This window comes from Actinoplanes sp. NPDC051388, from assembly GCF_055586225.1.
This window is the reverse complement of the sequence record NZ_JBVJIP010000006.1, coordinates 242,042-264,421: the sequence shown is the minus strand read 5'-3', so window position 1 is coordinate 264,421 and position 22,380 is coordinate 242,042. Positions and strand designations below refer to the sequence as shown.

General features: G+C 70.3%; 21 protein-coding genes. 14 read left to right on the top strand and 7 right to left on the bottom strand.

What is annotated here, in order from left to right; translation table 11 throughout:
* The first annotated feature begins 2 nt into the window (after window positions 1-2).
* The 6 genes from nuoL (at window position 3) to ACZ6TI_RS17765 (ending at window position 5,991) form a co-directional block, all read left to right on the top strand.
* The gene (nuoL, locus tag ACZ6TI_RS17790) at window positions 3-1,931 is read left to right on the top strand and encodes an NADH-quinone oxidoreductase subunit L (protein ID WP_465346141.1); all 1,929 of its coding nucleotides are present in this window, start codon (window positions 3-5) and stop codon (window positions 1,929-1,931) included.
* Window positions 1,928-3,460, top strand: coding sequence for an NADH-quinone oxidoreductase subunit M (locus tag ACZ6TI_RS17785; RefSeq protein ID WP_465346140.1), 1,533 nt, complete (start codon window positions 1,928-1,930; stop codon window positions 3,458-3,460). The genes nuoL and ACZ6TI_RS17785 overlap by 4 nt, the downstream gene beginning before the upstream one ends.
* Window positions 3,461-3,462: 2 nt before the next feature.
* Window positions 3,463-4,995 carry an NADH-quinone oxidoreductase subunit NuoN gene (nuoN, locus tag ACZ6TI_RS17780; protein ID WP_465346139.1) on the top strand — a complete coding sequence of 511 codons (1,533 nt, stop codon included), beginning with the start codon at window positions 3,463-3,465 and terminating at the stop codon, window positions 4,993-4,995.
* Between the two features lie 69 nt (window positions 4,996-5,064).
* Window positions 5,065-5,262, top strand: coding sequence for a hypothetical protein (locus tag ACZ6TI_RS17775; RefSeq protein ID WP_465346138.1), 198 nt, complete (start codon window positions 5,065-5,067; stop codon window positions 5,260-5,262).
* Window positions 5,259-5,747: an SRPBCC family protein gene (locus ACZ6TI_RS17770; RefSeq protein ID WP_465346137.1), complete on the top strand. Its 489-nt coding sequence runs from the start codon at window positions 5,259-5,261 to the stop codon at window positions 5,745-5,747. The genes ACZ6TI_RS17775 and ACZ6TI_RS17770 overlap by 4 nt, the downstream gene beginning before the upstream one ends.
* Entirely contained in the window at window positions 5,713-5,991 is a 279-nt protein-coding gene (locus ACZ6TI_RS17765; RefSeq protein WP_465346136.1) for a hypothetical protein, read from the top strand. The genes ACZ6TI_RS17770 and ACZ6TI_RS17765 overlap by 35 nt, the downstream gene beginning before the upstream one ends.
* A gap of 63 nt (window positions 5,992-6,054) precedes the next feature.
* On the opposite strand, the gene ACZ6TI_RS17760 is transcribed toward ACZ6TI_RS17765, so the two are convergent.
* On the bottom strand, window positions 6,055-6,321 hold the full coding sequence (locus tag ACZ6TI_RS17760; protein WP_465346135.1) for a hypothetical protein: 267 nt from the start codon (window positions 6,319-6,321) through the stop codon (window positions 6,055-6,057).
* A 275-nt stretch (window positions 6,322-6,596) separates the two neighbouring features.
* On the opposite strand from ACZ6TI_RS17760, the gene ACZ6TI_RS17755 reads away from it, so the two are divergent.
* On the top strand, window positions 6,597-7,610 hold the full coding sequence (locus ACZ6TI_RS17755; RefSeq protein WP_465346329.1) for a polyprenyl synthetase family protein: 1,014 nt from the start codon (window positions 6,597-6,599) through the stop codon (window positions 7,608-7,610).
* 5 nt (window positions 7,611-7,615) lie between these two features.
* Here the strand turns inward: ACZ6TI_RS17755 and ACZ6TI_RS17750 are convergent, their stop codons facing one another.
* A complete protein-coding gene (locus tag ACZ6TI_RS17750) occupies window positions 7,616-8,821 on the bottom strand; it encodes an MFS transporter (RefSeq protein ID WP_465346134.1) in 1,206 nt (401 codons plus the stop codon).
* 153 nt (window positions 8,822-8,974) lie between these two features.
* Here ACZ6TI_RS17750 and ACZ6TI_RS17745 point away from each other — a divergent pair, with 153 nt between their 5' ends.
* The 3 genes from ACZ6TI_RS17745 (at window position 8,975) to ACZ6TI_RS17735 (ending at window position 11,059) form a co-directional block, all read left to right on the top strand.
* Entirely contained in the window at window positions 8,975-9,772 is a 798-nt protein-coding gene (locus ACZ6TI_RS17745; protein WP_465346133.1) for an IclR family transcriptional regulator, read from the top strand.
* Between the two features lie 67 nt (window positions 9,773-9,839).
* The gene (locus tag ACZ6TI_RS17740; protein WP_465346132.1) at window positions 9,840-10,355 is read left to right on the top strand and encodes a sigma-70 family RNA polymerase sigma factor; all 516 of its coding nucleotides are present in this window, start codon (window positions 9,840-9,842) and stop codon (window positions 10,353-10,355) included.
* On the top strand, window positions 10,352-11,059 hold the full coding sequence (locus ACZ6TI_RS17735; RefSeq protein WP_465346131.1) for an anti-sigma factor family protein: 708 nt from the start codon (window positions 10,352-10,354) through the stop codon (window positions 11,057-11,059). The genes ACZ6TI_RS17740 and ACZ6TI_RS17735 overlap by 4 nt, the downstream gene beginning before the upstream one ends.
* A gap of 34 nt (window positions 11,060-11,093) precedes the next feature.
* Here ACZ6TI_RS17735 and rarD read toward each other — a convergent pair whose 3' ends face one another.
* The 3 genes from rarD to eccE form a co-directional block, all read right to left on the bottom strand.
* Entirely contained in the window at window positions 11,094-12,065 is a 972-nt protein-coding gene (gene rarD, locus ACZ6TI_RS17730) for an EamA family transporter RarD (protein WP_465346130.1), read from the bottom strand.
* Between the two features lie 62 nt (window positions 12,066-12,127).
* Window positions 12,128-12,514, bottom strand: coding sequence for a phage holin family protein (locus tag ACZ6TI_RS17725; RefSeq protein WP_465346129.1), 387 nt, complete (start codon window positions 12,512-12,514; stop codon window positions 12,128-12,130).
* Between the two features lie 600 nt (window positions 12,515-13,114).
* Window positions 13,115-14,980: a type VII secretion protein EccE gene (eccE, locus tag ACZ6TI_RS17720; RefSeq protein ID WP_465346128.1), complete on the bottom strand. Its 1,866-nt coding sequence runs from the start codon at window positions 14,978-14,980 to the stop codon at window positions 13,115-13,117.
* A gap of 341 nt (window positions 14,981-15,321) precedes the next feature.
* On the opposite strand from eccE, the gene ACZ6TI_RS17715 reads away from it, so the two are divergent.
* From ACZ6TI_RS17715 to ACZ6TI_RS17700, 4 genes are all read left to right on the top strand, one after another.
* Complete coding sequence (locus tag ACZ6TI_RS17715; protein ID WP_465346127.1) at window positions 15,322-15,639, top strand: WXG100 family type VII secretion target; 318 nt, start codon at window positions 15,322-15,324, stop codon at window positions 15,637-15,639.
* Window positions 15,640-15,659: 20 nt separating this feature from the next.
* Entirely contained in the window at window positions 15,660-15,953 is a 294-nt protein-coding gene (locus ACZ6TI_RS17710; protein WP_465346126.1) for a WXG100 family type VII secretion target, read from the top strand.
* Between the two features lie 260 nt (window positions 15,954-16,213).
* Entirely contained in the window at window positions 16,214-18,919 is a 2,706-nt protein-coding gene (locus ACZ6TI_RS17705; protein WP_465346125.1) for an SseB family protein, read from the top strand.
* Window positions 18,916-19,281: a hypothetical protein gene (locus ACZ6TI_RS17700; RefSeq protein WP_465346124.1), complete on the top strand. Its 366-nt coding sequence runs from the start codon at window positions 18,916-18,918 to the stop codon at window positions 19,279-19,281. The genes ACZ6TI_RS17705 and ACZ6TI_RS17700 overlap by 4 nt, the downstream gene beginning before the upstream one ends.
* Here ACZ6TI_RS17700 and ACZ6TI_RS17695 read toward each other — a convergent pair.
* Both ACZ6TI_RS17695 and acs read right to left on the bottom strand, forming a co-directional pair.
* Window positions 19,278-20,204: an alpha/beta fold hydrolase gene (locus ACZ6TI_RS17695; RefSeq protein WP_465346123.1), complete on the bottom strand. Its 927-nt coding sequence runs from the start codon at window positions 20,202-20,204 to the stop codon at window positions 19,278-19,280. The two genes, ACZ6TI_RS17700 and ACZ6TI_RS17695, sit on opposite strands and share 4 nt — an antisense overlap.
* Before the next feature lie 68 nt (window positions 20,205-20,272).
* Window positions 20,273-22,258 (bottom strand): acetate--CoA ligase, encoded by a 1,986-nt coding sequence (acs, locus tag ACZ6TI_RS17690; protein ID WP_465346122.1) that lies wholly within the window; start codon window positions 22,256-22,258, stop codon window positions 20,273-20,275.
* Window positions 22,259-22,380 lie beyond the last annotated feature (122 nt).

Genomic DNA, 22,380 nt, shown 5'->3' with positions numbered 1-22,380 from the left:
GAGTGGAAGCGACAGTGGAGTACGCCCCGGCGACGGGGGTGCTGAGCGGTATCTGGCTGTTGGTGGCCATTCCGCTGGCCAGCGCGGCGGTCCTGCTGCTGCTCGGCAAGCGGGCCGACAAGTGGGGTCATTGGCTGGGCGTGGCCGCCGTCGCCGTCCCGTTCATCCTCGGCCTGATCATGTTCTTCAACCTGCGCGGGCTGGAGGACGGGGCGCGATCGGCCGAGCAGAGCCTGTGGGACTTCATCGCGGTCGGCAACCTGCACGTCGACTTCGGGCTGCTCTTCGACCCGCTGTCCGGCGTCTTCGTGCTGCTGATCACCGGCGTCGGGTCGCTGATCCACCTGTACGCCGTCGGCTACATGGAGCACGACGAGGGCCGGCGGAAGTTCTTCGGCTACTTCAACCTGTTCATCGCGGCCATGCTGCTGCTGGTCCTCGGCAACAACTACGTGATGCTCTACTTCGGCTGGGAGGGCGTCGGTCTGGCGTCGTACCTGCTGATCTCGTTCTGGTACACCCGGCCGTCGGCGGCCACCGCGGGCAAGAAGGCGTTCCTGATGAACCGGGTCGGCGACGCCGGCCTGGCGATCGGCATCTTCCTGATGTTCGCCACCCTGGGCAGCACCAACTACGACGACGTGTTCAACGGCGTCGGCTCGCTCGCCTCCGGCACGATCCTGATCATGGGCATCCTGCTGCTGCTCGGCGCGGCGGGTAAGTCCGGCCAGTTCCCGCTGCAGGCCTGGCTGCCGGACGCGATGGAGGGCCCGACCCCGGTCTCGGCCCTGATCCACGCCGCGACGATGGTGACCGCGGGCGTCTATTTGATCGCACGGTCCAACCCGATCTTCACCGCCAACCTGACGCTGCAGACCATCGTGGTCAGCGTCGGCGCGCTCACCCTGCTGATGGGCTGCATCATCGGCATGGCCAAGGACGACATCAAGCGGGTGCTCGCCTGGTCGACCGTCTCACAGATCGGCTACATGTTCCTGGGCGTCGGGCTCGGCGGCGGCGCCTACGCGCTGGCGATCATCCACCTGCTGGCGCACGGCTTCTTCAAGGCCAACATGTTCCTCGGCGCCGGCTCGGTCATGCACGCCATGCACGACCAGGTCGACATCCGGCGGTTCGGCAACCTGCGCAAGTACATGCCGATCACCTGGGTCACCTTCGGCCTCGGCTGGCTCGCGATCATCGGCATCTGGCCGCTGTCCGGCTTCTTCTCCAAGGAGCCGATCATCGCGGCCGCCTTCGAGCGGGAGGGCTGGACGGCCTGGCTCTACGGCGGGGCCGCGCTGCTCGGCGCCGGGCTCACCGCGTTCTACATGACCCGGCTGTTCTGGCTCACCTTCCACGGCCCGGAGCGCTGGACCGACGACATCAAGAAGCCGCACGAGTCGCCGCTGATCATGACGATCCCGCTGATGCTGCTGGCCCTGGGCTCGGTCGTCGCCGGTGGCCTGATGGCCTCGGTGGTGCCGGAGTGGCTGGCGCCGGTGCTCGGCGAGGAGGCGGCCGAAGAGGCGCACGGCGTGCTCGGCCACACCACGATCACCGTGCTGTCGCTGGTGATCACGGTGCTCGGCGCGGGCCTCGCCATCATGCTGTTCCGCCGGGGCACGGCCGAGCAGGAGCAGCCGGCCGGTGCGCTGGTCACCGCGGCACGGAAAAACCTCTACACCGACGCGTTCAACGTGGCGGTGTTCGAGAAGCCCGGCATCTACCTGACCCGGGCGCTGGTCTACCTGGACAACAAGGGCATCGACGGCGCGGTCAACGGGCTCGCGGCCGGTGTCGGCGGCGGCTCTGGCCGGTTGCGCCGTCTGCAGACCGGGTTCGTCCGCTCGTACGCCCTCTCGATGCTCACCGGCGCGCTGCTCGTCGTCGGTGCCTTCCTCGCGATCCAACTGGGATGGCTGGCGTGAAAAACTTCCCCTTCCTGTCGATCCTGACGCTGTTGCCCCTGGTGGGTGCGGCGGTGGTCGCGTTCATCCCGAAGACCAAGGGTCAGCTGGCCAAGGTCGTCGCGCTCACCTGGTCGCTGGTCGTGCTGCTGCTCAGCGTGTTCATGTGGATCGCGTTCGAGGTGGGCGGCGACCGCTTCCAGTTCCGCGAGTCGTACCCGTGGATCCCCAACTGGGGCGTGCGCTTCACGTTCGAGGCGGACGGCATCGCGCTGGTCATGCTGATGCTGATCGCGGTGCTCGTACCCCTGGTGATCCTGGCGTCGTGGCACGACGCCGAGGCGAGCAAGCGGAGCGTGCCCACCTACTTCGCCCTGCTCCTGGCTCTCGAGTGCACGATGATCGGCGTCTTCGCGGCCTCCGACATCTTCCTGTTCTACGTGTTCTTCGAGGTCATGCTGGTGCCGATGTACTTCATCATCGGTTCCTACGGTGGCGCCCGCCGCCAGTACGCGGCGGTGAAGTTCTTCCTCTACTCGCTGGTCGGCGGCCTGTTCATGCTGGCCGCGGTGATCGGCGTCTGGGTGGTCGGCGGCAAGACGTTCGACTGGCAGACGCTGGTGAACGCGGACATCGACACCACCACCGGCCGCTGGCTGTTCCTCGGCTTCTTCATCGCGTTCGCGGTCAAGGCGCCGTTCTTCCCGTTCCACACCTGGCTGCCGGACGCCGGTGGCGCGGCTCCCGCGGGCGCCGCGGCCCTGCTGGTCGGCGTGCTCGACAAGGTGGGCACGTTCGGCATCCTGCGCTACTGCCTCCCGATGTTCCCGGAGGCGTCGCGCTGGTTCGCGCCGGTCGCGATCGCCCTCGCGGTGATCGGCATCCTCTATGCCGCGCTGCTGGCGGTCGGGCAGAACGACCTCAAGCGGCTGGTGTCCTACACGTCGATCGCCCACTTCGGGTTCATCGGCATCGGCATCTTCGCGTTCACCACGCAGGGCGGCACCGGCTCGGTGCTCTACATGGTCAACCACGGTCTCGCGACCGGCCTGCTGTTCCTGGTCGTCGGCATGTTCGTGGCCCGCCGCGGCTCGGCCCTGGTGAGCGACTTCGGCGGCGCCGGCAAACTGGTCCCGGTGCTGGCCGGCGTGCTGTTCTTCGCCGGTCTGGCGTCGCTGGCGCTGCCCGGCACCGCGCCGTTCGTCAGTGAGTTCCTGGTCCTGGTCGGCACGTTCACCGTGCACAAGGCGTGGGCGGTGGTGGCCACCGCGGGCATCATCCTGGCCGCGGCGTACGTGCTGTGGATGGTGCAGCGCACCACGCAGGGCACCCTCAACCCGGCGCTGAACGACGTGCCGGCCATGCACCGCGACATCTCCCTGCGCGAGAAGGTGGTCGTCGCGCCGCTGGTGGCGCTGCTGATCATCTTCGGCTTCTACCCGAAGCCCATCACCGATGTGATCAACCCGGCGGTCGAGGCGACCATGCAGGACGTCGGCACGCAAGATCCGGCGGCGACGGCGGTAGCAAACGGAAGGACGGCTCCGTAGTCATGGGAGACCTCAAACTGCCCGCGATCGACTACGGCGCGATGTCGCCGATGTTGATCCTCTTCGGCGCGGCCTGCCTCGGCGTCCTGGTCGAGGCCCTGGTGCCGAAGCGCATGCGGCATCCGGTCCAGCTCGCCCTCGCGCTGCTGTCGGTGGTGGTCGCCTTCGTCATGGTGATCGTCGAGCGCGGCTCCCGTGTGGTCACCATCGGCGGCGCGATCGCGGTGGACGGCCCGACACTGTTCCTGCAGGGCGCGATCCTGCTGCTCGGACTGGTGTCGCTGCTGCTGATCGGCGAGCGCACGGTCGAGCCGGGCGGCGCGTTCGTGTCGCAGGCGGCGATCACCGTCGGCTCGCAGAAGGACCTGCGCCAGGCCGGCAGCGAGCCGGGCGCGACCGAGGTCTACCCGCTGGCGCTCTTCGCGCTCGGCGGCATGCTCCTGTTCGTCGGCGCGAACGACCTGCTGACCATGTTCGTCGCGCTCGAGGTCTTCTCGCTGCCGCTCTACCTGCTGTGCGCGCTGGCCCGCCGGCGCCGCCTGCTCAGCCAGGAGGCCGCGCTCAAGTACTTCCTGCTCGGCTCCTACGCCTCGGCCTTCTTCCTGTTCGGTGTGGCCCTGATCTACGGCTTCGCGGGCGGCGTGCAGTTCAGCCAGATCCACGACGCCGTGGCCACCCCGCAGCACAGCGAGGTGCTGCTCTTTGCCGGCCTCGCACTGGTCGCGATCGGCCTGCTCTTCAAGGGCGCGCTGGCCCCCTTCCACGTGTGGACGCCGGATGTCTACCAGGGCGCGCCGACTCCGGTCACCGCCCTGATGGCGGCCTGCACCAAGGTCGCCGCGTTCGGCGCCCTGCTGCGAATCCTCTACGTGGCGTTCGACGGCGTCCGCTGGGACTTCCAGCCGGTCCTCGGCGTGATCGCGGTGCTGACCATGCTGGTCGGCGCCATCCTGGCGGTCACCCAGACCGACATGAAGCGACTGCTGGCGTACTCGTCCATCGCCAACGCCGGCTACCTGCTGGTCGGCGTCCTGGCCCTGAACAAGGCCGGCCTCTCCAGCACGATGTTCTACCTGGTCGCCTACGGCTTCTCGGTGCTGGCCGCGTTCGGCATCCTCACCCTGGTGCGCGACGCCGAGGGCGAGGCCACCCACCTGTCCCGCTGGGCCGGCCTGGGCCGCAAGAGCCCGCTCTTCGCCGGCGTCTTCACCTTCATCCTGCTGGCCTTCGCCGGCATCCCACTGACCAGCGGCTTCACCAGCAAGTTCGCGGTCTTCGGCGCGGCCATCGAGGGCGGCCAGACCTGGCTGGTGATCTTCGGGGTGGTGACCAGCATGCTGCTGGCCTTCCCCTACCTGCGGGTGGTCGTGATGATGTGGCTTTCCGAGCCGGGCGAGGCAACCCCCACGGTCTCCATCCCCGGCGCGATGACCTCGGCGGCCCTGGCCATCGGCGTCATCGCCACCCTGGCGCTGGGCGTGGTCCCCGCGCCGCTGCTGGACCTGACCACGGATGCGGCCCAGTTCGTCAGATAGCCGCCCGCTTCAAGAGAGCCCCGGCCGACGGTCGGGGCTTTTCTCTGCCCAGGCGCGAGGTTTCAGGGGGTGTATGGGCGCGGGCTATCCCGCGTCCTCGAGGACGCCGGCCTCGTCTCGCGCCACGTCGCCGGACGGCAGCGACTCGTCCGGCTCGAGGCGCAGCACCTGCAACCCGTCGCCGAGTGGGTCACGCCCTATCGCCGCTTCTGGACGGCCAGCTTCGCGCGCCTGGACGACTACCTGGCGACGGGAGAGGAAGCGTGATTCCCGCCGACCTCGAGATCGAGACGCCGGCCGATGAGCCGGTCGTGCGCTACCGGCGGTTCGTGCGGGCCGAGCCGGCGCGGATCTTGAGAGCCTGGACCACGCCGGCCGCGCTCATGCAGTGGTGGGGGCCGGCCGAGTGGACGCTCGTCGTCTGTGAGATCGATCTGCGGGTCGGCGGCGGCTACCGGATGGTGTTCGAGACGCCGGCGGGGGAGCGGCACGGCACGTCGGGGACCTATCTCGAGATCGAGACCGGGCGTCGGCTCGTCAACACCTTCGTGCTCGACGTGACTCCGGACCGGCACTCGGTCGACACCGTGGAGTTCCGGCCGGCCGACGGCGGCACCGTCGTCACGGGACTCACCCGGTTCGCGTCGGTCGAGCGTGGCCGGCGAGATGACCGTCGAACCGATCCTCGGCGGCAGGATGCTTTCGCTGGTCGGCGGCATGCGAGTCGGCGGCGAGACGATCCAGAGCCTTGAGCTGATCTGGCACGAGGAGGGCAAACCGGGCTTTCGCGCGCACGTCTACTCCGGCGAGGAGGCCCCGCTCGACTACCGCTGGGACATCGACGGCGACACCCTGATCCACGCCGGCCTGGGGATGACCTACACCGGCACGATCAGCGCCGACCGAGACACGATCACCGGCGATTGGGTGGCCGACCCGGATCGCCCCGACATGGCCGACATGGCCTACCAAGCGACTCTGCACCGGGTCCGATAGGCGGCGCAGAGAGCCGCGTGCAGGCGAGCGGCAGCCGAAGTGCGGCGCGCAGGCAAGCGATGGTTAGAGCGAGGCACGCAGGCGGGTGAAGAAGCCGAGCAGGTCGGCCTCGCTGTGCGGAGTGAGGCCTGCGGTCTGTGGGTGGATCCGCTGGTGGGCCAGCGCGGAGTCGATCGCGGCGATGAGATCCGCCGTCGCCGCGGCGAACCCGCGCCCGTCGTTGATCGCGTCGGCCAGTTGCGTCGCCGCCCGCGGATCGGTCAGATCGCGCACGAAGATCAGCCCATAGACAACCTGATTGAGCAGTCCGCGCTCCTGATCGGCATCCACGCCCAGGACGATCCCACATCACCCGACCTCCGAAGTGGAAAGATCTAGGACGCGACGCCGTGGGCGATGCGGAGGTCTGTGCTCGCTCACCCTGTGTGCCGGAGCTCGGATTGGGGTGAGCGGACCGTGGCGGGACAGCCCGGCGGCGGCGCGCGGAGGGTGACCGACACGGCGGCCGGCTGTTGTCACGAGCAGGGCGGTGGCCGTACCCTAAGAATGATCTTGATAACCCTGGCACGGGAACTGTCGTAGCCGTATGGCATCGTGAAAGCGTGATGAGCACCGGTGACAGCGGGCTTTCGGCGCTCGGCCTCGAGATCGATCCCTCGGTCGACGAGTCCGTGTCGACGACGCTCGCCGCTGTTGAGGAGGCGCTGCGCAGCAATGTGGCCAGCGCGGATCCGCTGGTGGCCGAGGCGGCTCGGCATCTCATGGATGCGGGCGGCAAGCGGTTTCGACCTCTGATCCTGGCGTTGGGGGCGGAGTTCGGGGATCCGCGGCGGGTCGAGGTCGTGCCGGCCGCTTTGGTGGTGGAGCTCACACATCTGGCCACGCTTTATCACGACGATGTCATGGACGAGGCCGCCGTGCGGCGCGGGGCGCCGAGCGCCAACGCGCGCTGGGGCAATTCGGTGGCGATCCTGGTCGGTGACTATCTGTTCGCGCGGGCAGCCGACATCGCCGCATCGCTCGGCACCGAGGCGGTGCGGTTGCAGGCGCGCACGTTCGCCCGGCTGGTGCACGGGCAGATCGCCGAGACGGTCGGGCCGCGCGGCAGTGATCCGATCGAGCACTACCTGAGCGTCATCGCCGAGAAGACGGCTTCGCTGATGGCGACGTCGGCTCGGTTCGGTGGGCTGTTCTCGGGGGCCGCGCCGGAGCACGTCGAGGCACTGGCGGGCTATGGCGAGACGATCGGCATCGCTTTCCAGCTCTCCGACGACCTGCTCGACATCGCGTCCGAGACGGTGCAGTCCGGCAAGACGCCTGGCACCGACCTGCGCGAGGGCGTGCCCACGCTGCCGGTGCTCTATGCGCTGGCCGGTGACGACACGGACGCTTCGGCGGTGCGGTTGCGCGAGATCCTGGCGATCGGGCCGGTGACCGACGACGCGCTGCACGCCGAGGCGCTCGGGCTGCTGCGCGAGTCGGCCGCGATGAAGCGGGCCCGCGAGACGGTCCGCACCTATGCCGAGGAGGCGCGCGCCCAGCTGACGCCGCTGCCCGACGGATCACCGCGGCGGGCCATGGAGGCTCTCTGCGACTTCATCGCCGACCGCACCAACTAAAGCTCCTAGGCCGGGGTTGGGTTGTGGCGGCTCAGCATTCGGCTGCCGACCAGCATCAGCGCTGAGGCGCTGACCATCGAGATCGCCGCGACCGTCCACATTGTCGGATAGCCGGCCGCCGCCGCGAGCCCGCCGAGCCCCAGCGGGCCGAGGCAGCCGCCGGCATAGACGCCGGTCTGCGTGATCGAGGTCGCCGCGGCCGGCGCCTGCGGGTGCAGCCGGACCACCGCGAAGTTCATCAGCCCGGGCCACGCCCAGCCGAGCCCGAAACCCATCACCACGCCGACCACGAGCGGCACCGTGCCGGACACCGCGAGCAGCGCCAGCCCGATCGCCCCGGTGGCCAGCAGCCCGGCGATCACCCCGACCTGCCGGCTCGGGAACCGGTCCGCCTGCCAGCCGCCGCCGATCCGCACCGTCGCGCACACCGCGCCGCCCAGGGTCAGCGCCAGCCCGGCCGGCCCGGGTGCGACACCTCGCGCCACCGCCGAGTCCACCAGGAACGTCCCGAGCGCGTTCGCCGCCCCGGCCGCCAGCGTCGCCGCCACGCCGAGCACGACCAGCGCGGCCGTCGCCCGTTCCCCGGCCTGGCCGCGCGCCTTGCGCTTGCCGTTCTTTTCCTTGGGTACGAGTGGCAGCACGGCCACCGCCAGCCCAGCCGCCAGCACGAACGCCCACCGCCAGCCCAGTGTCAGCGCCACCGCCGGCACCGCCGCGCCGGACAGCAGCGTGCACACCGGGATCGCCGCCTGCTTCACCCCGAACGACAACCCCTGGCGCCGCGGCGGCACGTGTTCGGCCAGGCTGCTGTTGCTGGCGAGCTGGCCCAGGGCGTTCGCCGCCGCGCCCAGCGCGAGGATCGCGATCAGGCTCCACAGCGACCGGGCGCCGGCCGCGATCCCGAGCAGCGACGCCGCGGCCACCCCGATGGCGATGCGTGACACGTTCGTGGATCCGAAGCGCTCGACCACCGCCCCGGCCGGCACCGACGCGAGCGCGCTGGCGCCGAAGTAGGCCGAGACGGCCAGACCGAGCCCGGCCGGCGAGAAACCGAGTTCGTCGCCGATCTGCACGGCCAGCCCACCGACCAGGAAGACCGGAATGGACACCGCGATCGTGGTGGTCAGCGCGCCGGTGGCGGCGCGGACGGGCCGACGGACGTTAGCCCTGGTGGGGGGCGCGTCGGCGGTGGGGATCACGGGTTCGGCCATCGGTTCGCAGACTAAGCCTGCGTGATGCATCTACGCACAGGGAGTGGGAAGGACCACACGGCACGTGCAAATCGACCAGGATCCACACGCTTTTGGCATTCCGTCGGAGGAAGATTATTCATATGGTGTAAGTCCCCGGCGTCGGAGGTGGCTGTGCGCGACCCTCTGGCGGAGCCGTCAGACCTCATCCGGAGCGTGTCACGCGCCCTGCGTGTGCTCGAGTCGGTCGGTCGGGCTCCGCGCGGACTCACCGTGAAACAGATCGCTCGGCGGTGCGAACTCACCGTCGCGACGACGTATCACCTTGTCCGCACTTTGGCGTACGAAGGCTATGTGATCCGTCGTGAGGACGGCACATACATCGTGGGTCTCGAGATCGCCGATCGCTATCGCGAGCTGGTCTCCGCCTTCCGCGGCCCGCCGGCCGTGGGGGAGGCGCTGCGCCGGGCCGCGGTCGACACCGGCTACAGCCACTACCTCGGCCGGTTCGTCGGCGGCCGGATCGCGGTCACCGCGTCGGCCGACGGCGCCCGCTCGCCATATCTGGACGACATGGCCCCCGGCTTCGACGAGGGCGGCCACGCGACCGCGCTGGGCAAGGCGTTGCTCGCCACGCTCACCGCCGATCAGCGGGCCCGCTACCTGCGGGACTACGGGATGCGGCCGTTCACCCCGGCCACCCTGATCACCAGCGAGGCGCTCGAGGCGGACCTGGCGGCCGGCGAGCGGCGCGGCATGCAGCTCGAGATGGGCCAGTTCAAGGCGGGCGTGGCCTGCGCGGCGGTGACCGTGATCTCCGACCGCGACATGGAGCGTCGCCTGGTGCTGGCGTGCGCGTTGCCGGCCGCCGAGATGCTCACCTCCGCGCGGGTGGTCCGCGCCAAACTGACCGCCGCCGCCCGCAATGTGGCCGAGGCCCTGTCAAGCGGTGGTGACGCCGCTACCGCCTGATGATTCTTTGAACCGAGCCGTGCCCTCGCACGTAAAGGAGTGTGGAACGCGAGGGAGGGGCTGGGTCTTGGAAGATCAGGACGCCGAACTGCTTCGCGTGCTGCAGGTCGAACATGGTGAGGCGCTCTACGGGCACGCGGTCCGGCTGTCCGGCGGCGATCGCCAGCAGGCCGAAGATCTTGTGCAGGAGACGCTGCTCCGAGCTTGGCGCTATCCGGAGGCGCTGGACCCGGAGCGGGGTGCCGTGCGGTCGTGGCTGTTCACCACCGCGCGCAACCTGGCCATCGACGCCTGGCGGCGCCGGTCGGTGCGGGTGGGCGAGGTGATGACCGACATGATTCCGGAACCGCCGCCGAGCGCGGACGAGGCCGATCGGGCCGTGGAGGCGTGGACGGTGGCGGAGGCGCTCGCGCGTCTCACCAAACAGCATCGTGAAGTGCTGGTCGAGTGCTTCTACCAGGGACGTTCGGTCGCTGAGGCGGCCGCTCGGCTGGGTGTTCCGCCGGGCACGGTCAAGTCGCGGACGCACTATGCGCTGCGGTCGTTGCGGATGGTTCTGAGCGAGATGGGGGTGACGGGATGAAGTGCGAGCACGAGCATGACGATGGCGCGTACGTTCTCGGCGCCCTGTCGCCCAACGAACGTGCCGCTTATGAGCAGCACCTGGCGACGTGCTCGTTCTGCCGCGAGGCGGTGGCCGACATCGCCGTGCTTCCGGGGCTGCTGGGGCGGCTCGACCCGGCTGACTTCGCCAAACTGCTCGACCCGACGCTGAGCCGGCCGCCGTCGCCCGCACCGTCGCCCGCTCGCACGTCGAGCCTGGTGCACGCGGTCCAGACGACCCGGCGGCGGGAGCGTAAGCGGACCCGCGTACGCGTGCTCAGCACCGCCCTGGCCGCCGCTGTGCTGGCCCTGATCGTCGGCGTGGGCGCGGTGTTCGTGACGGGCAACAGTGGCGCGGACGATCCGCGGCCCTCGATCGCGATGGTGCCGACCGACGGCTCGGTGCCGATCAGCGCGCAGGTCCGGTTGACTTCCACGACCGGTGGCACCCGGGTCGACCTGCTGTGTTCGTACCACCGCAGTTCCTCGGAGCAGAAGCCGTACACGGTGCGGCTGGTGGCCTATGGCCCGGATGACGAGGACGACCAGCTCGGTTCCTGGCTCGCGGTCCCCGGCAAGGAGTTCAGCATGCCCGGGACCACGCACTTCCCGGACGGCAGCCTCTCCCGCCTGGAGTTGGTTCGCATCGATGGCAAGGTGCTGCTCGCCTATGACGTCCCCTGACGAGGCCTTTCCGGCTCCGGGCCTTCGGGCCTCGTCAGCGTGGCGGTAGGGCGGCGGCCGGTTCGACGGTGGCGGCCGTCGGATCGGCCGCCGTCCTCTTCGCTTTCCGACCGTCCCGCTCTTTCCTGGCCGTCTTCCGTGCGGTGGCGATGCCGTCGACGGTGAAGACGATCAAGGCGGCCCAGACGAGCGCGAATCCGGCGAGCCGGGCGGGCGGCATCGGCTCGTGGAAGAGCAGCACGCCGAGCGCCAGCTGCAGGATCGGCGCGACGTACTGCATGAGGCCCAGCCCGACCAGCGGCACCCGGTTGGCGGCGCCGGCGAAGAGCAGCAGCGGCACCGCGGTGAAGACGCCGGAGAGCAGCATCAGGATGGTGTGCCACACCGAGACGTGCCCGAACTGCGCCCCACCGGTCGCGTTGAGCCAGGTCAGATAGGCCAGCGCGGGCACCGCCAGGACAGCCGACTCGACGAACAGTCCCTCGGCAGGCGGCAGAGCCAACCGCTTTTTGATCAAACTGTACGAGCCGAAGCTGGCGGCCAGGGTCAGTGCGATATAGGGCAGATGCCCGTAGTCGACGGCCAGCACGGCGACGGCGATCGCACCGATGCCCACGGCGACCCACTGCCAGCCGCGCAGGCGCTCGCGCTGCACCGTGACACCGAGCAGCACCACGACCAGCGGGGTGATGAAGTAGCCGAGCGCGGTCTCGACGACCCGCGACGAGTTGACGCCGAAGATGTAGGTGGCCCAGTTGACGCCGATGAGCACGCCGGCCAGGGTCACGCCGCCGAGCAGCCGCCGATCTCGGGCGAGGCGGCGCAGGAACCGCCAGTTGCGCGCGGCGGCGAGCAGAAGGCTGACGAACACCACCGACCAGAGCACCCGATGGGCGAGGATCTCGAACGGCGGCGAGGGCTTGAGCAGCTTGAAATAGATCGGGAAGAAGCCCCACAGCGCGTACGCGATCAGCCCGAAGGTGTAACCACGCCGCTCGTCGCTCATGCCCCCACCGTAAGGGCGGCGGCTCCGATCAGTCCTTGCAGGTGGCGTTCGTCACCCGGGGCTCAGTCGTCGTCGCGACCGTCCGGGATCACCGCGTTGAGGATCCAGCTGACCACGCCGACGACGAGGGCGCCCAGCACGGCCGAGGGCCAGAACCCGTCGACGCTGAACGGCAGGTCGAACTGTCCCGCGATCCAGTCGGTCAGCAGGAACAGAAGACCGTTGACCACGATCGCGATCAGGCCCAGCGTCAGCACATAAAGCCCGCACCCGATGGTCTTGATGATCGGCCGCAGCACGGCGTTCACCACACCGAAGATCACCGCCACCGCGAGCAGCGTGCCGATCTTGCCAGGCAGGGTGTCAGCGGTCAGCTCGATGCCATCGATCACCAGAGTCGCGATCCAGAGCGACACCGCGGTGACCAACAGCCGGATCAGAATGCCCATGGCTCCGGATGGTGCCATGCCCCTGCCAACCCACCCCACCATTCCGCCCCGCGACACTCCGCGATCTTGCCGACATCAATTCTTGACCCAGCTGCCGCAGGCGCCGGCTCTGCCGCTTGCGGCGTTGCGGGTCGCGTGAGTGCGTGGCCGGTGGGTCGATCGGCTGGGCTTCGACGAGGGTCGGGGCCGCTCAGTGGACCGCGTGGCGATTGATCGGGCTGGCCGTGTCGGTGCGGATGCGGGTCGTTATCGGGGTCTTGCCGACATCAATTCTTGACCCAGCCGCAACTCCGGCCAGTCGCCTGCGGCTCGGCGGTCTGTGGCGGCAGCCCGCCGCTCTGTAGCCCGCGGCCCGCATGCCAGGCGATCTTGCATGGGTCGCTGCCCAGCCTGGGAGAGTGCCCCACGCCTGGGAGAGTGCCCCACGCCTGGGAGAGTGCCCCACGCCTGGGAGAGTGCCCCACGCGCGGGAGGGTGCCCGCGCCTGGGAGAGTGCCCACGCGCGGGAGGGTGCCCGCGCCTGGGAGGGTGCCTGCGCGCGGGAGGCTGGGCTGGTGGTCTTGCGGGTTGCGGGTTGCGGGTTGCGGGTTGCGGGTTGCGTCAGCCTCTGGCTGGTGGGCCGATCAGTTGGGCTTCGATGTGGGTTTGGGCCAGGGCCGCCCAGCGGACCGCTCGGCGGTTGATCAGACCGACCATGTCGGGGCGGATCCGGGTCAGCCACTGCGCGGTGTCGCCCAGTCCGATCGCCGTGCCCACCAGGCTGGCCTCGTCGGGGCGCAACGGCTGCAGGATCAGCAGGTCGGCTCGGGAGGCGACGTCTACGTCGGCCGGGCCGAACTCGTCGCGCACCACGAGGGTCGCTTGCCAGCCGGCGCCGGGGCGGGTGTCGGCGCCGACCGGGCCCACGTCGACCACGACCAGCAGCGGCTGCAACGCGGAGCCGGGCGGGATCTCGACCGCGCGCCCGGGCGGCACCACCGCGATCGCCTCGCCGGGGACGGCCGCTCCACGCACGAAGGGCTCCCAGGCCTGCGGGCGCGCCGTCTGCACCACAACGCGTGCGCCGAGCGCCATTGCTCGCAGAGCGACCAACTGGGCGCATCGGACGCCGCCGACCAGCAGCGCCCGGGTCTGCTCCGGCCGGAAGAACCGCGCCACCACCGGCTCGCCGGCCCGGTTGTGGCCGAGCATCATGCCGGCCGTGGCGACGGTCAGGTCGAGGCCGTCGGCGATGTCCGGCGGCAGCTCGGTGTCGGCTGGGTGGCCGGGCACCTCGGTGAGCGGACCGCCGCCGAGCGGCAGCGTCGCCGCGAATCCGTCCAGGTGCTCGCCGTCGAGCCGGCGTGCACTGGCCCGCTCGCCGGCCAGCAGCTTGCGCAGGGCCTGCGATGCAGCGCCCAGCGCGGACTGGTCGGTCGCGGCCAGCCGCACGGTCAGATCCATCGCGACCGTGGTGCGGTTGCCCTCGCTGCGCGGCCCGGCGGTCAGCGCGACGGTGGTGGCCGCCGCCGGCAGCGACAGCAATCGCCCGATCAGCCGGCGCGACGTCTCGACCGACAGATCCGGCCAGCGCACCAATCGGTAGGTCGCCTGGGCCAGGCCGCCGATGCGCAAGCCGGGCCACGTCTCCTGGGCCGGTCCGACCGCGTCGTCGTGGGCGAGCTCGGCGAGCACCCGCAACGCGGCGGCCTCGCCCAGCGGCCGGGCCGGCACGTTGCCGAGGCGGCGCGGAATCTTTCTGACCAAGCTGGACAAACTGATGCGCAGTTCCTCGGCTGTCCAGCCCTCGGCGTGCAGCACCCGGACGGCGATCAGCGCGCGGCTGTAACCCAGCAGGCGGCCCTCGGTGAGTTGCCGGTAAGAGTTGGCGGGTGTGCCACTTCCGGCGCGCAGGGCGGGTGCGGGCACACCGGTGAAGAGGATCTGGATGCGGCACGGCGGGTGCACGGCGCCGGCCGGCGGCAGCAACGACACCGGCGAAGGGAGTGCGAACGCGTCCTCGGCGAGCAATCCGGCCGGGTCGCCGAGCTCGAGCACGGCGGTGATCCCGTGGCCGTCGACGATCACGGTGGCGGTGTCGCCGGCCAGCTCGGTCTGCTCGACCCGGGCACCGGGCACCGCGAACTGCAGCAGCGCGGCGGGTGAACTGTCGAGCGTCGCCGAGCGTCGGCGTGCTGAATAGCGCAACCCGATGCTGATCCACTCGAACGCCCAGCGGCCCCGCAATCGCAGCCAGGTCACCGCCAGCAGGACCACCGAGACCAGCGCCGCGACGGCCAGCGTTATCGTGCCGTAGACCGCTCCGACCAGCAGCAGCACGACGGCGAACTGGGTGCTGACCAGCTGGCCCACGCGCATGCCGAGGATCCGGCCGTGGCGGCGCACGCGCACGCGCGCGCGGGTCTGTTTCGGCGCGCTCGCGCCGAGGCCCGGATAACCACGGCCGCCGGCCATTTCCGCTGTCACCCGCGCCCGCCCTCCCTAGATCGACATATCTGCCGGTGTGTGTGCCTCATCGTATGGCGCGCATCAGTTTCGCAGGGGGCGGTGGCCGGGTGGCGAGTTATCCACAGGCTGACGGTTATCCACAGTTTGTGTCGCGGGGCTACCGCCGTTTGTCCGCCGCCGCTACCGTCGGCGACGGAAAGCATCGATGACCAGCTCAGCGCTGCCCCCCATGGCTCGCCCTGAGGGTTTAGCCTGAGGTCTCCTGCATCGATGTGCTGGATCGCATTTGTCGTCCAGGGTGGACGCCAAGATCCGGCCGCCAGATGTAACCGAGACGAGAAAGCGGGGTGACGTCCGGGGTGGCCCAGACGCAGGCACAATCTGATGTGATGGCGAGCACCGCCAACAAGTTCGACACGGTGAACAATTCGCTCACGTCCATGTTGAACAACCTCATGTCCGAGCTGTCAGTGCTCAGCTCGGCCTGGAAGGGCCTCGCCGCAGGCGAGTTCGAGAAGGTCAAGACGCAATATGCGGCGGACCTGAAGAAGCTCAACCTGGCGCTCTCCGAGACCTCCGAGGCGATCGCTTCGTCGGGCAAGAGCTACGACACCACTGACACGTCCGCGGCGACCCGAGTCGGCAAGTCCGGCGGCTCGTTCAACCTGCCGCTCTGAGCCCAGGGAAAGGAGATCTTATGAACGACGGCATGCTTCTGGTCAACTTCGGCGCTCTGCAGAACGCCAGCGCGGACATTCAGAAGGCGTTGAGCGAGCTCCAGTCGCAGCTCGGCCAGTTGGAGCGTGACGCCGGTCCGCTGGTCGCCACCTGGGAGGGCGAGGCGCAGGCGGCGTACGCGGAACGTCAGCGCAAGTGGTCGACCGCGGCGGCGGACCTCTCCGAGATCCTTCGCAACATCAAGGTGGCGGTCGACGAGTCCGCCATGGATTACCAGCAGACCGAGAAGTCGGCGACGCAGCGCTTCCAGTGATCGTTGCGCGGCCGGGATGTGCCCTTCGTGGGGCAGGTCCCGGCCGTACTTCTTTTTCCTCACGTGCGCGCGCGAGCGTTGCTACTTTCGGTGATTGCCGCGGGCCTCAGGGTGACGAAAGTTGCCGTAGTGGCCCGATCACAGCATCGGTATACACCCAACTTGGTTGTCTGCCCTCTGCCGCCCATTGTGATCGTCGCCTGACCTTGTAGGTTGTACGCGTTGAGATGGTCTCGTTCGCGCGCGTTGGGAGAGTGAACGTGTCCGAGTGGGAGCCTGCGACGGACGCCGAGAAGGCGATGCGCGACGCCTTGCGCACCGATGATCAGGAGTCCTACTTCCGGATCCTCGCCGGCGTCGACCTACTCCTGCCCGTCTCCGCGGATGCGCTGGCCGGCCTTGCGCCGCTGGGCTGGGGCACGTGGAGCACCGGCGGGCGCACACATGTGCTTGCGTTCACCTCTCCATCGGCATTGCAGGCCTGCCTGGCCGACTACACGGGCTCGGCCCGGCGGGTGGCCTACGGCGAGCTCGCCGACACCTGGCCCAACCTCGAGTGGTGGCTGGCGGTCAACCCCGGCCTGCCGATCGAGGGCTATCTGCCGGCCTGGTTCGTCGCCCAGTTGTCCCGCGGCGACGTGCGGCTGCCCAAACGCGGGCCGGGTCGCGAGGGTCAGGAGCAGAAGGCCGGCGCGATGGCGGCCGGCCGCAGTGACCAGGGTGGGCCGATGCCGCCGACCGGGGCCGGTGTCCAGGGCGCGGCCGCCGCCGATGCCGGATTCCGGCCGGGTGGGGGATCGTTCCCGCCGGCGCCGGATCAGACTCGGGTGCCAGGCGCCGCGGCCGCGATGGGAAGTCGCGGTGCAGCCGCCGCGGCGGCAGCTGCCGGTTCCGGCCCGGCCGCGGGATTCGCGGGCGGCGCGGGCGCTCCGAGCCAGGACGGCTTCGGCGGTCCCGGTCGTGACGCCCCGGGCAGCAACCGCGAGGGCGCAAGCATCGGCGGCCCCGGCCAGGAAGCCGCAAGCTTCGGCGGTCGCGAAGGCCCAGGGAGCCCGCCGAGCTTCGGCGGCACTCGCGAAGGTGCAGGCGGTCCGCCAAGCTTCGGTCGTGAAGCCGCAGGCGGCGGTCGTGAAGCCGCGGGCGGCCCGCCAAGCTTCGGTCGCGAAGCCGCAGGTGGCCCGCCAAGCTTCGGTCGCGAAGCCGCAGGCGGCGGCCGTGAAGCCGCAGGCGGTCGGGAAGGCGCAGGCAGCGGTCGAGAAGCCGCAGCCGGCCAGCCGAACTTCGGCAACCCCACAGTCGACCGCAGCCAGATGGGCCCGGGCGGCCTCCCGATCCGCACCCCGGGCGCGGTGCTGCCGAGCGGCCTGCCGTCCCGGGTGCCGGCCGGCCCAGGCGGATCCGACAGCACCCCAGGCGGCGGCGCCACCGCCGTGCCGGCGGCGTACCACGCCCCAAGCATCCCCACCAGCGCAAACCCGGCGTCCGCACCACCCGCCAGGCCCGCGAGCGCCCCGCCGAACATGCCCACCAGCGGCTTGCCCACTCGCCCGGCGAGCGCACCGCCGAGCGGCGCCCCCGCCCCGGTGAGCAGCCCTCCGGCCAGACCGGTCAGTGGCCTGCCCACCCGCCAGCCGGGCACCCCGCCCGGCCCTCCGCAGGGCAGCGGCCTGGCCGCCGCCACCGGTGGTTTCGCCGCCGCCCGCGGCGGCACCCAGAGCCCGCCCGAGCCACTGCCCACCCGCACGCCGCAGTCCCCGCCGGAGCCGGCGGCCGGCGGCGGCCTGCCCACCCGCACCCCGCTGGCGCAAACCCCGCCGCTGCCGAGCCACCTCGCCGGCGGCTCGGACACGAGCACCATGCCGCGCCGCCAGACCGGCGACGGCATGCCTCCGCAGCGCCCCACGTTCGCGCCGCCGGTGGTCCCGGGCGCTCCCGGCACCGACCGCCCGGCCCGCGAGATGGCCCCGCCGCAGGCACCGCCGCCGCAGGCCCAGGAGCCGGCCCCCGAGCCGGAGGACGCCTTCGTCCCGGCCAACTCCACCGAGCGCGACCTGCTCGGCGCGGCCGACGAGGGCAGCACCGATTCGTTCCTCTCGACGCTGCTGCTGGCCACCATCCTGGTCCCGGTCGCGGACAGCTCCCGCCCCGGCAGTTCGCCGGGCGAGTCCGGGTTCGTCTTCCGCACCGAGGAGATGGACGGCGGCACGTTCCTGGTGGTGTTCACCAGCCGCGACCGGTTGTCCGAGCATTTCCACGAGCCGGCTCGCACGGTCGCCGTGAAGTTCCTCGAGCTGATTCAGAACTGGCCCGACCCGGCCTGGTCCTTCGCGGTCAACCCGGAGTCCCCGATCGGTGCGAAATACCCGGGCGCCCAGGTCATCGCGCTCGCCAACTGGGCCGCCGAGGCCGGGCTGGGCACCGAGGCCGAGGAGCGTCCGGAGAAGCCGGCGCCGTTGCCGCAGCGGGTCAGCGACGCCGCTCAGCACGCCACCGTGATGCAGAAGACGGTGCCCACCGACCAGGTCGACTACTACCTCGAGCGGGGCTACGACCGGGTGGCGGGCTTCGTGCATCGCGCCAACGAGGTCGAGCACCTGCGCACTCCGGCCGAGTTGTTCGCCGCTCTCGGGCTGGTGCACGAAGGCACGTCCTACACGGCCGATGCCAAAGAGGCCTATGTGCTGCGCTGGCCCGCGTACCGTCCAAGCCTTTATCGCATTCCCTATGGGGGGCAGAGCGAGCAGGCGCTGCGGGCGATGGACGGCTGGGTGATCGAGCGGCCGCCGTTCCGGGGCAACGGATTCGCGCCCGGCGAGGGCCGTGACGTGGTCGCCGAGTTCAAGGTGGACAGTGTGCGGCTGCCGCACGGCGCGCAGCTGTGGCGGATGGACGGGGACGGCACCGAGAAGATGGTGGCGATCTTCGACGCGGACGCCCCGCAGTGGCGCAAGGTCGGTGAGCAGTGATGCGCGACGGATACGTGGTGACCTGGCAGGGACGCGAGTTCGACGCGGCCCCCGACGGCGACAGCGTGCGCATCTATGCACCGGAGGCCGGCGACGGCTTCGAGGAGGTGCGTCCGGGCCGGTTCGTCCGGGTCCTGCAGCCGCACGAGTACGAGGACATGGTCTACGTGCGCACCACCTGCACATGGCGCGGCCAGCCGTTCGTGGTGCTGGCCGAGTCGGACACCTGGCTGCGGGTGGAGTACACCGGCGGCCGCGCCCCGATCGCCCGCCAGCTCGGCCTGGAGGAGTTCGACTACGGCGTCTATCAGGGCTGGGCGCCGCAGCACGAGGTCAGCGACCTCTACGAGCATCGGGTCTAGGAGGGCGTCTTCGCCCAGCGCAGGATCTCGCCGGTGACCAGGTCGGCGGCCTCCTGGTGGAGGAAGTGCCCGACGTCCGGGATGAGTCGCCACTCGTAGGGGGCGATCACGTAGCGGCCCGAGCCCTGTGCCGTGCGCGGCAGCACCGCGGTGTCCAGCGCCCCGTGCAGGTGCAGCGTGGGCGTGACCAGCGGTTTCTGCATCAGCTTGACGAACCGGTAGCCCTGCAGCCGCAACGCGGACCGGAACACCCAGCGGTATGCCTCCAGCGCGCAGAACGCCGCCTGCGGGATCTGGATCGCCTGCCGGCACCGGGCCGCATAGTCCTCGAACTCGGGCGTCTGCCGCCACTCCGGCCCGCTCCACCGCTCGATCAGCTCGCCGACGACCGCCGCGTCGTCCTTGGTGAGCACGTGCTCGTACCGCGGGACCTGGAATTTGAGAATCGGCGCGGTCGCGGCCATCTGGCCGCGCGGGTCCGCGAAGAGCGCCGCCCGCAGCCGCAACGGATGCGCGGCGCCGAGGATGACCAGGCGGTTGACCATCTTGGGGTGGAAGGCGGCGGCCGCCCAGGCGATCATGCCGCCCGCGCCGGCCCCGACGACCGTGGCGGAACGCTCGCCCAGGGCGCGGATCAGGCCGGTGACGTCCGCGGCCATCGTGTATCCGTCGTACCCCCGTGGTGGTTTGTCGCTCGCGCCGTAACCGCGCAGATCGACCGCGACGGCGCGGAAGCCCGCGTCGGCCACCTGGGTCATCACGTCGTGCCACGCCCACCAGAATTCGGGGAAACCGTGCAGGAACAGCACGAGCGGCCCGGTGCCCGCCTCGACCACGTGGAACCGGCTGCCGTTGGCGCCCACGAAGCGGTGTGCCCAGGGGCCCTCCACCAGCACGCACGACTCGTCCACCTGCGAACTCATGCCGGACAGGCTACGCGGCACGGATAACGCCCGGGGACCGAAGTCCCCGGGCGTCTATCAGCAAGCTCTCAGTCTTCGGACTTCTTGTCCTTCATTCCGGACGAGATCATGTCCATCACCGCCGAGTCCTGCAGGGTGGTGACGTCGCCCAGCGACCGGTGTTCGGCCACGTCCTTGAGCAGTCGCCGCATGATCTTTCCGGACCGCGTCTTCGGCAGCTCCGGCACCAGCATGATCTGCCGCGGCTTGGCGATCGGGCCGAGCTTCTTGGCCACGTGGTTGCGCAGGTCCTGGATCAGGTTCTCGCCCGCGTCACCCGAAGTGTCCACATTGCCCCGAGGGATGGTGAACGCCACGATCGCCTGCCCGGTGGTCGGGTCGGTCGCGCCGACCACGGCCGCCTCGGCCACCGACGGGTGCGAGACCAGCGCCGACTCCACCTCGGTGGTGGAGATGTTGTGCCCCGAGATCAGCATCACGTCGTCGACCCGGCCGAGCAGCCACAACGAGCCGTCCTCGTCCTTCTTGGCGCCGTCGCCGGCGAAGTAGATCCAGTCGTCGCCGTTGCCCGCGCCGGCCCCGAAGCGCGCCCAGTAGGTGTCCTTGAACCGCTGGTCGTCACCCCAGATCGTGCGCAGCATCGACGGCCAGGGCTCGGTCAGCACCAGGAATCCGCCGCCGCCGTTGGGCACCGGGTTGGCCTCGTCGTCCACCACGTCGGCCACGACGCCGGGCAGCGCGGTCATCGCCGAGCCCGGCTTGGTGGCGGTCACCCCGGGCAGCGGCGAGATCATCACCGCGCCGGTCTCCGTCTGCCACCAGGTGTCCACGATCGGCGTGCGCTCGCGGCCGATGTTCTCCCGGTACCACATCCAGGCCTCGGGGTTGATCGGCTCACCCACGCTGCCCAGCACCCGCAGGGAGGACAGGTCGGCCTTCGCCGGGATGTCGTCGCCCCACTTCATCATCGTGCGGATCAGGGTGGGCGCGGTGTAGAGCAGCGACACCTTGTACTTGTCGACGATGTCCCAGAACCGTCCCTTGTGGGGGGTGTCCGGCGTGCCCTCGTACATGACCTGGGTGGCGCCGTTGGAGAGTGGGCCGTAGACGATGTACGAGTGCCCGGTCACCCAGCCGATGTCCGCGGTGCACCAGTACACATCGGTGTCCGGCTTGAGGTCGAACACCGCGTTGTGCGTGTAGGAAACCTGCGTCAGGTAACCGCCGGTGGTGTGCAGGATGCCCTTGGGCTTCCCGGTCGTACCCGAGGTGTAGAGAATGAAGAGCGGGTGCTCGGCACCGAACGGCTGGGCCTTGTGCTCCGGGCTGGCCTGCTCCACGGTCTCGTGCCACCACAGGTCCTTCTCGCCCCAGGCCACGTCCTCGCCGGTGCGCCGCACGACCAGCACGTGCTCGATGCTCGGGCATTGCGCCACGGCCTCGTCCACTGTCGGCTTGAGCGCCGAGGGCTTGCCGCGCCGGTAACCGCCGTCGGACGTGATCACCAGCTTGGCGTCCGCGTCCTGGATGCGGGTGGACAGCGCGTCCACCGAGAAGCCGCCGAAGACCACGCTGTGTGTCGCGCCGACCCGGGCGCAGGCCAGCATCGCGACCGCCGCCTCGGGGATCATCGGCAGATAGATCGCCACCCGGTCGCCGGGTGTGATGCCCAGCTCGGTCAGCGTGTTCGCCGCCTGGCTGACGCTCTTCAGCAGGTCGGCATAGGTGATCGTGCGGGTGTCGCCGGGCTCGCCCTCCCAGTGGATCGCGACCTTGTCGCCCCGGCCGGCCTCGACGTGCCGGTCCACACAGTTGTAGGCGATGTTCAGCTCGCCGCCGATGAACCACTTCGCGAACGGCGGGTTCGACCAGTCCAGCGCCTGGTCCCACTCCTTGGCCCAGGTGAGCCGGCGCGCCTGCTCCTCCCAGAAGCCGATCCGGTCCGCCGCGGCCTGCTCATACGCGTCGGCCTTCACGTTGGCGCCGGCGGCCAGCGCCTCAGGCGGCGGGAACTGCCGCGTCTCCGAGTACAGGTTCTCCAAGCTCTTGCTCATGAGGGCGGCTCCTATGCCGTTCACCGGGGCTTTTCCTTGAACATAGTTGGGCCGGCCGGGCCCTGCGAGGGTTGCGCCGGGTAGCGCGCCCGATGGCGGGCAGCGCGCGCCGGTCGGCCCGC

Excerpts from the sequence above, each read along its gene's own strand:
- nuoN (WP_465346139.1), top strand. The coding sequence starts at position 3,463 with ATGGGAGACCTCAAACTGCCCGCGATCGACTACGGCGCGATGTCGCCG.
- ACZ6TI_RS17765 (WP_465346136.1), top strand. The coding sequence starts at position 5,713 with ATGCGAGTCGGCGGCGAGACGATCCAGAGCCTTGAGCTGATCTGGCAC.
- ACZ6TI_RS17755 (WP_465346329.1), top strand. The coding sequence starts at position 6,597 with ATGAGCACCGGTGACAGCGGGCTTTCGGCGCTCGGCCTCGAGATCGAT.
- ACZ6TI_RS17750 (WP_465346134.1), bottom strand. The coding sequence starts at position 8,821 with ATGGCCGAACCCGTGATCCCCACCGCCGACGCGCCCCCCACCAGGGCT.
- ACZ6TI_RS17735 (WP_465346131.1), top strand. The coding sequence starts at position 10,352 with ATGAAGTGCGAGCACGAGCATGACGATGGCGCGTACGTTCTCGGCGCC.
- rarD (WP_465346130.1), bottom strand. The coding sequence starts at position 12,065 with ATGAGCGACGAGCGGCGTGGTTACACCTTCGGGCTGATCGCGTACGCG.
- ACZ6TI_RS17725 (WP_465346129.1), bottom strand. The coding sequence starts at position 12,514 with ATGGGCATTCTGATCCGGCTGTTGGTCACCGCGGTGTCGCTCTGGATC.
- ACZ6TI_RS17710 (WP_465346126.1), top strand. The coding sequence starts at position 15,660 with ATGAACGACGGCATGCTTCTGGTCAACTTCGGCGCTCTGCAGAACGCC.
- ACZ6TI_RS17695 (WP_465346123.1), bottom strand. The coding sequence starts at position 20,204 with ATGAGTTCGCAGGTGGACGAGTCGTGCGTGCTGGTGGAGGGCCCCTGG.
- acs (WP_465346122.1), bottom strand. The coding sequence starts at position 22,258 with ATGAGCAAGAGCTTGGAGAACCTGTACTCGGAGACGCGGCAGTTCCCG.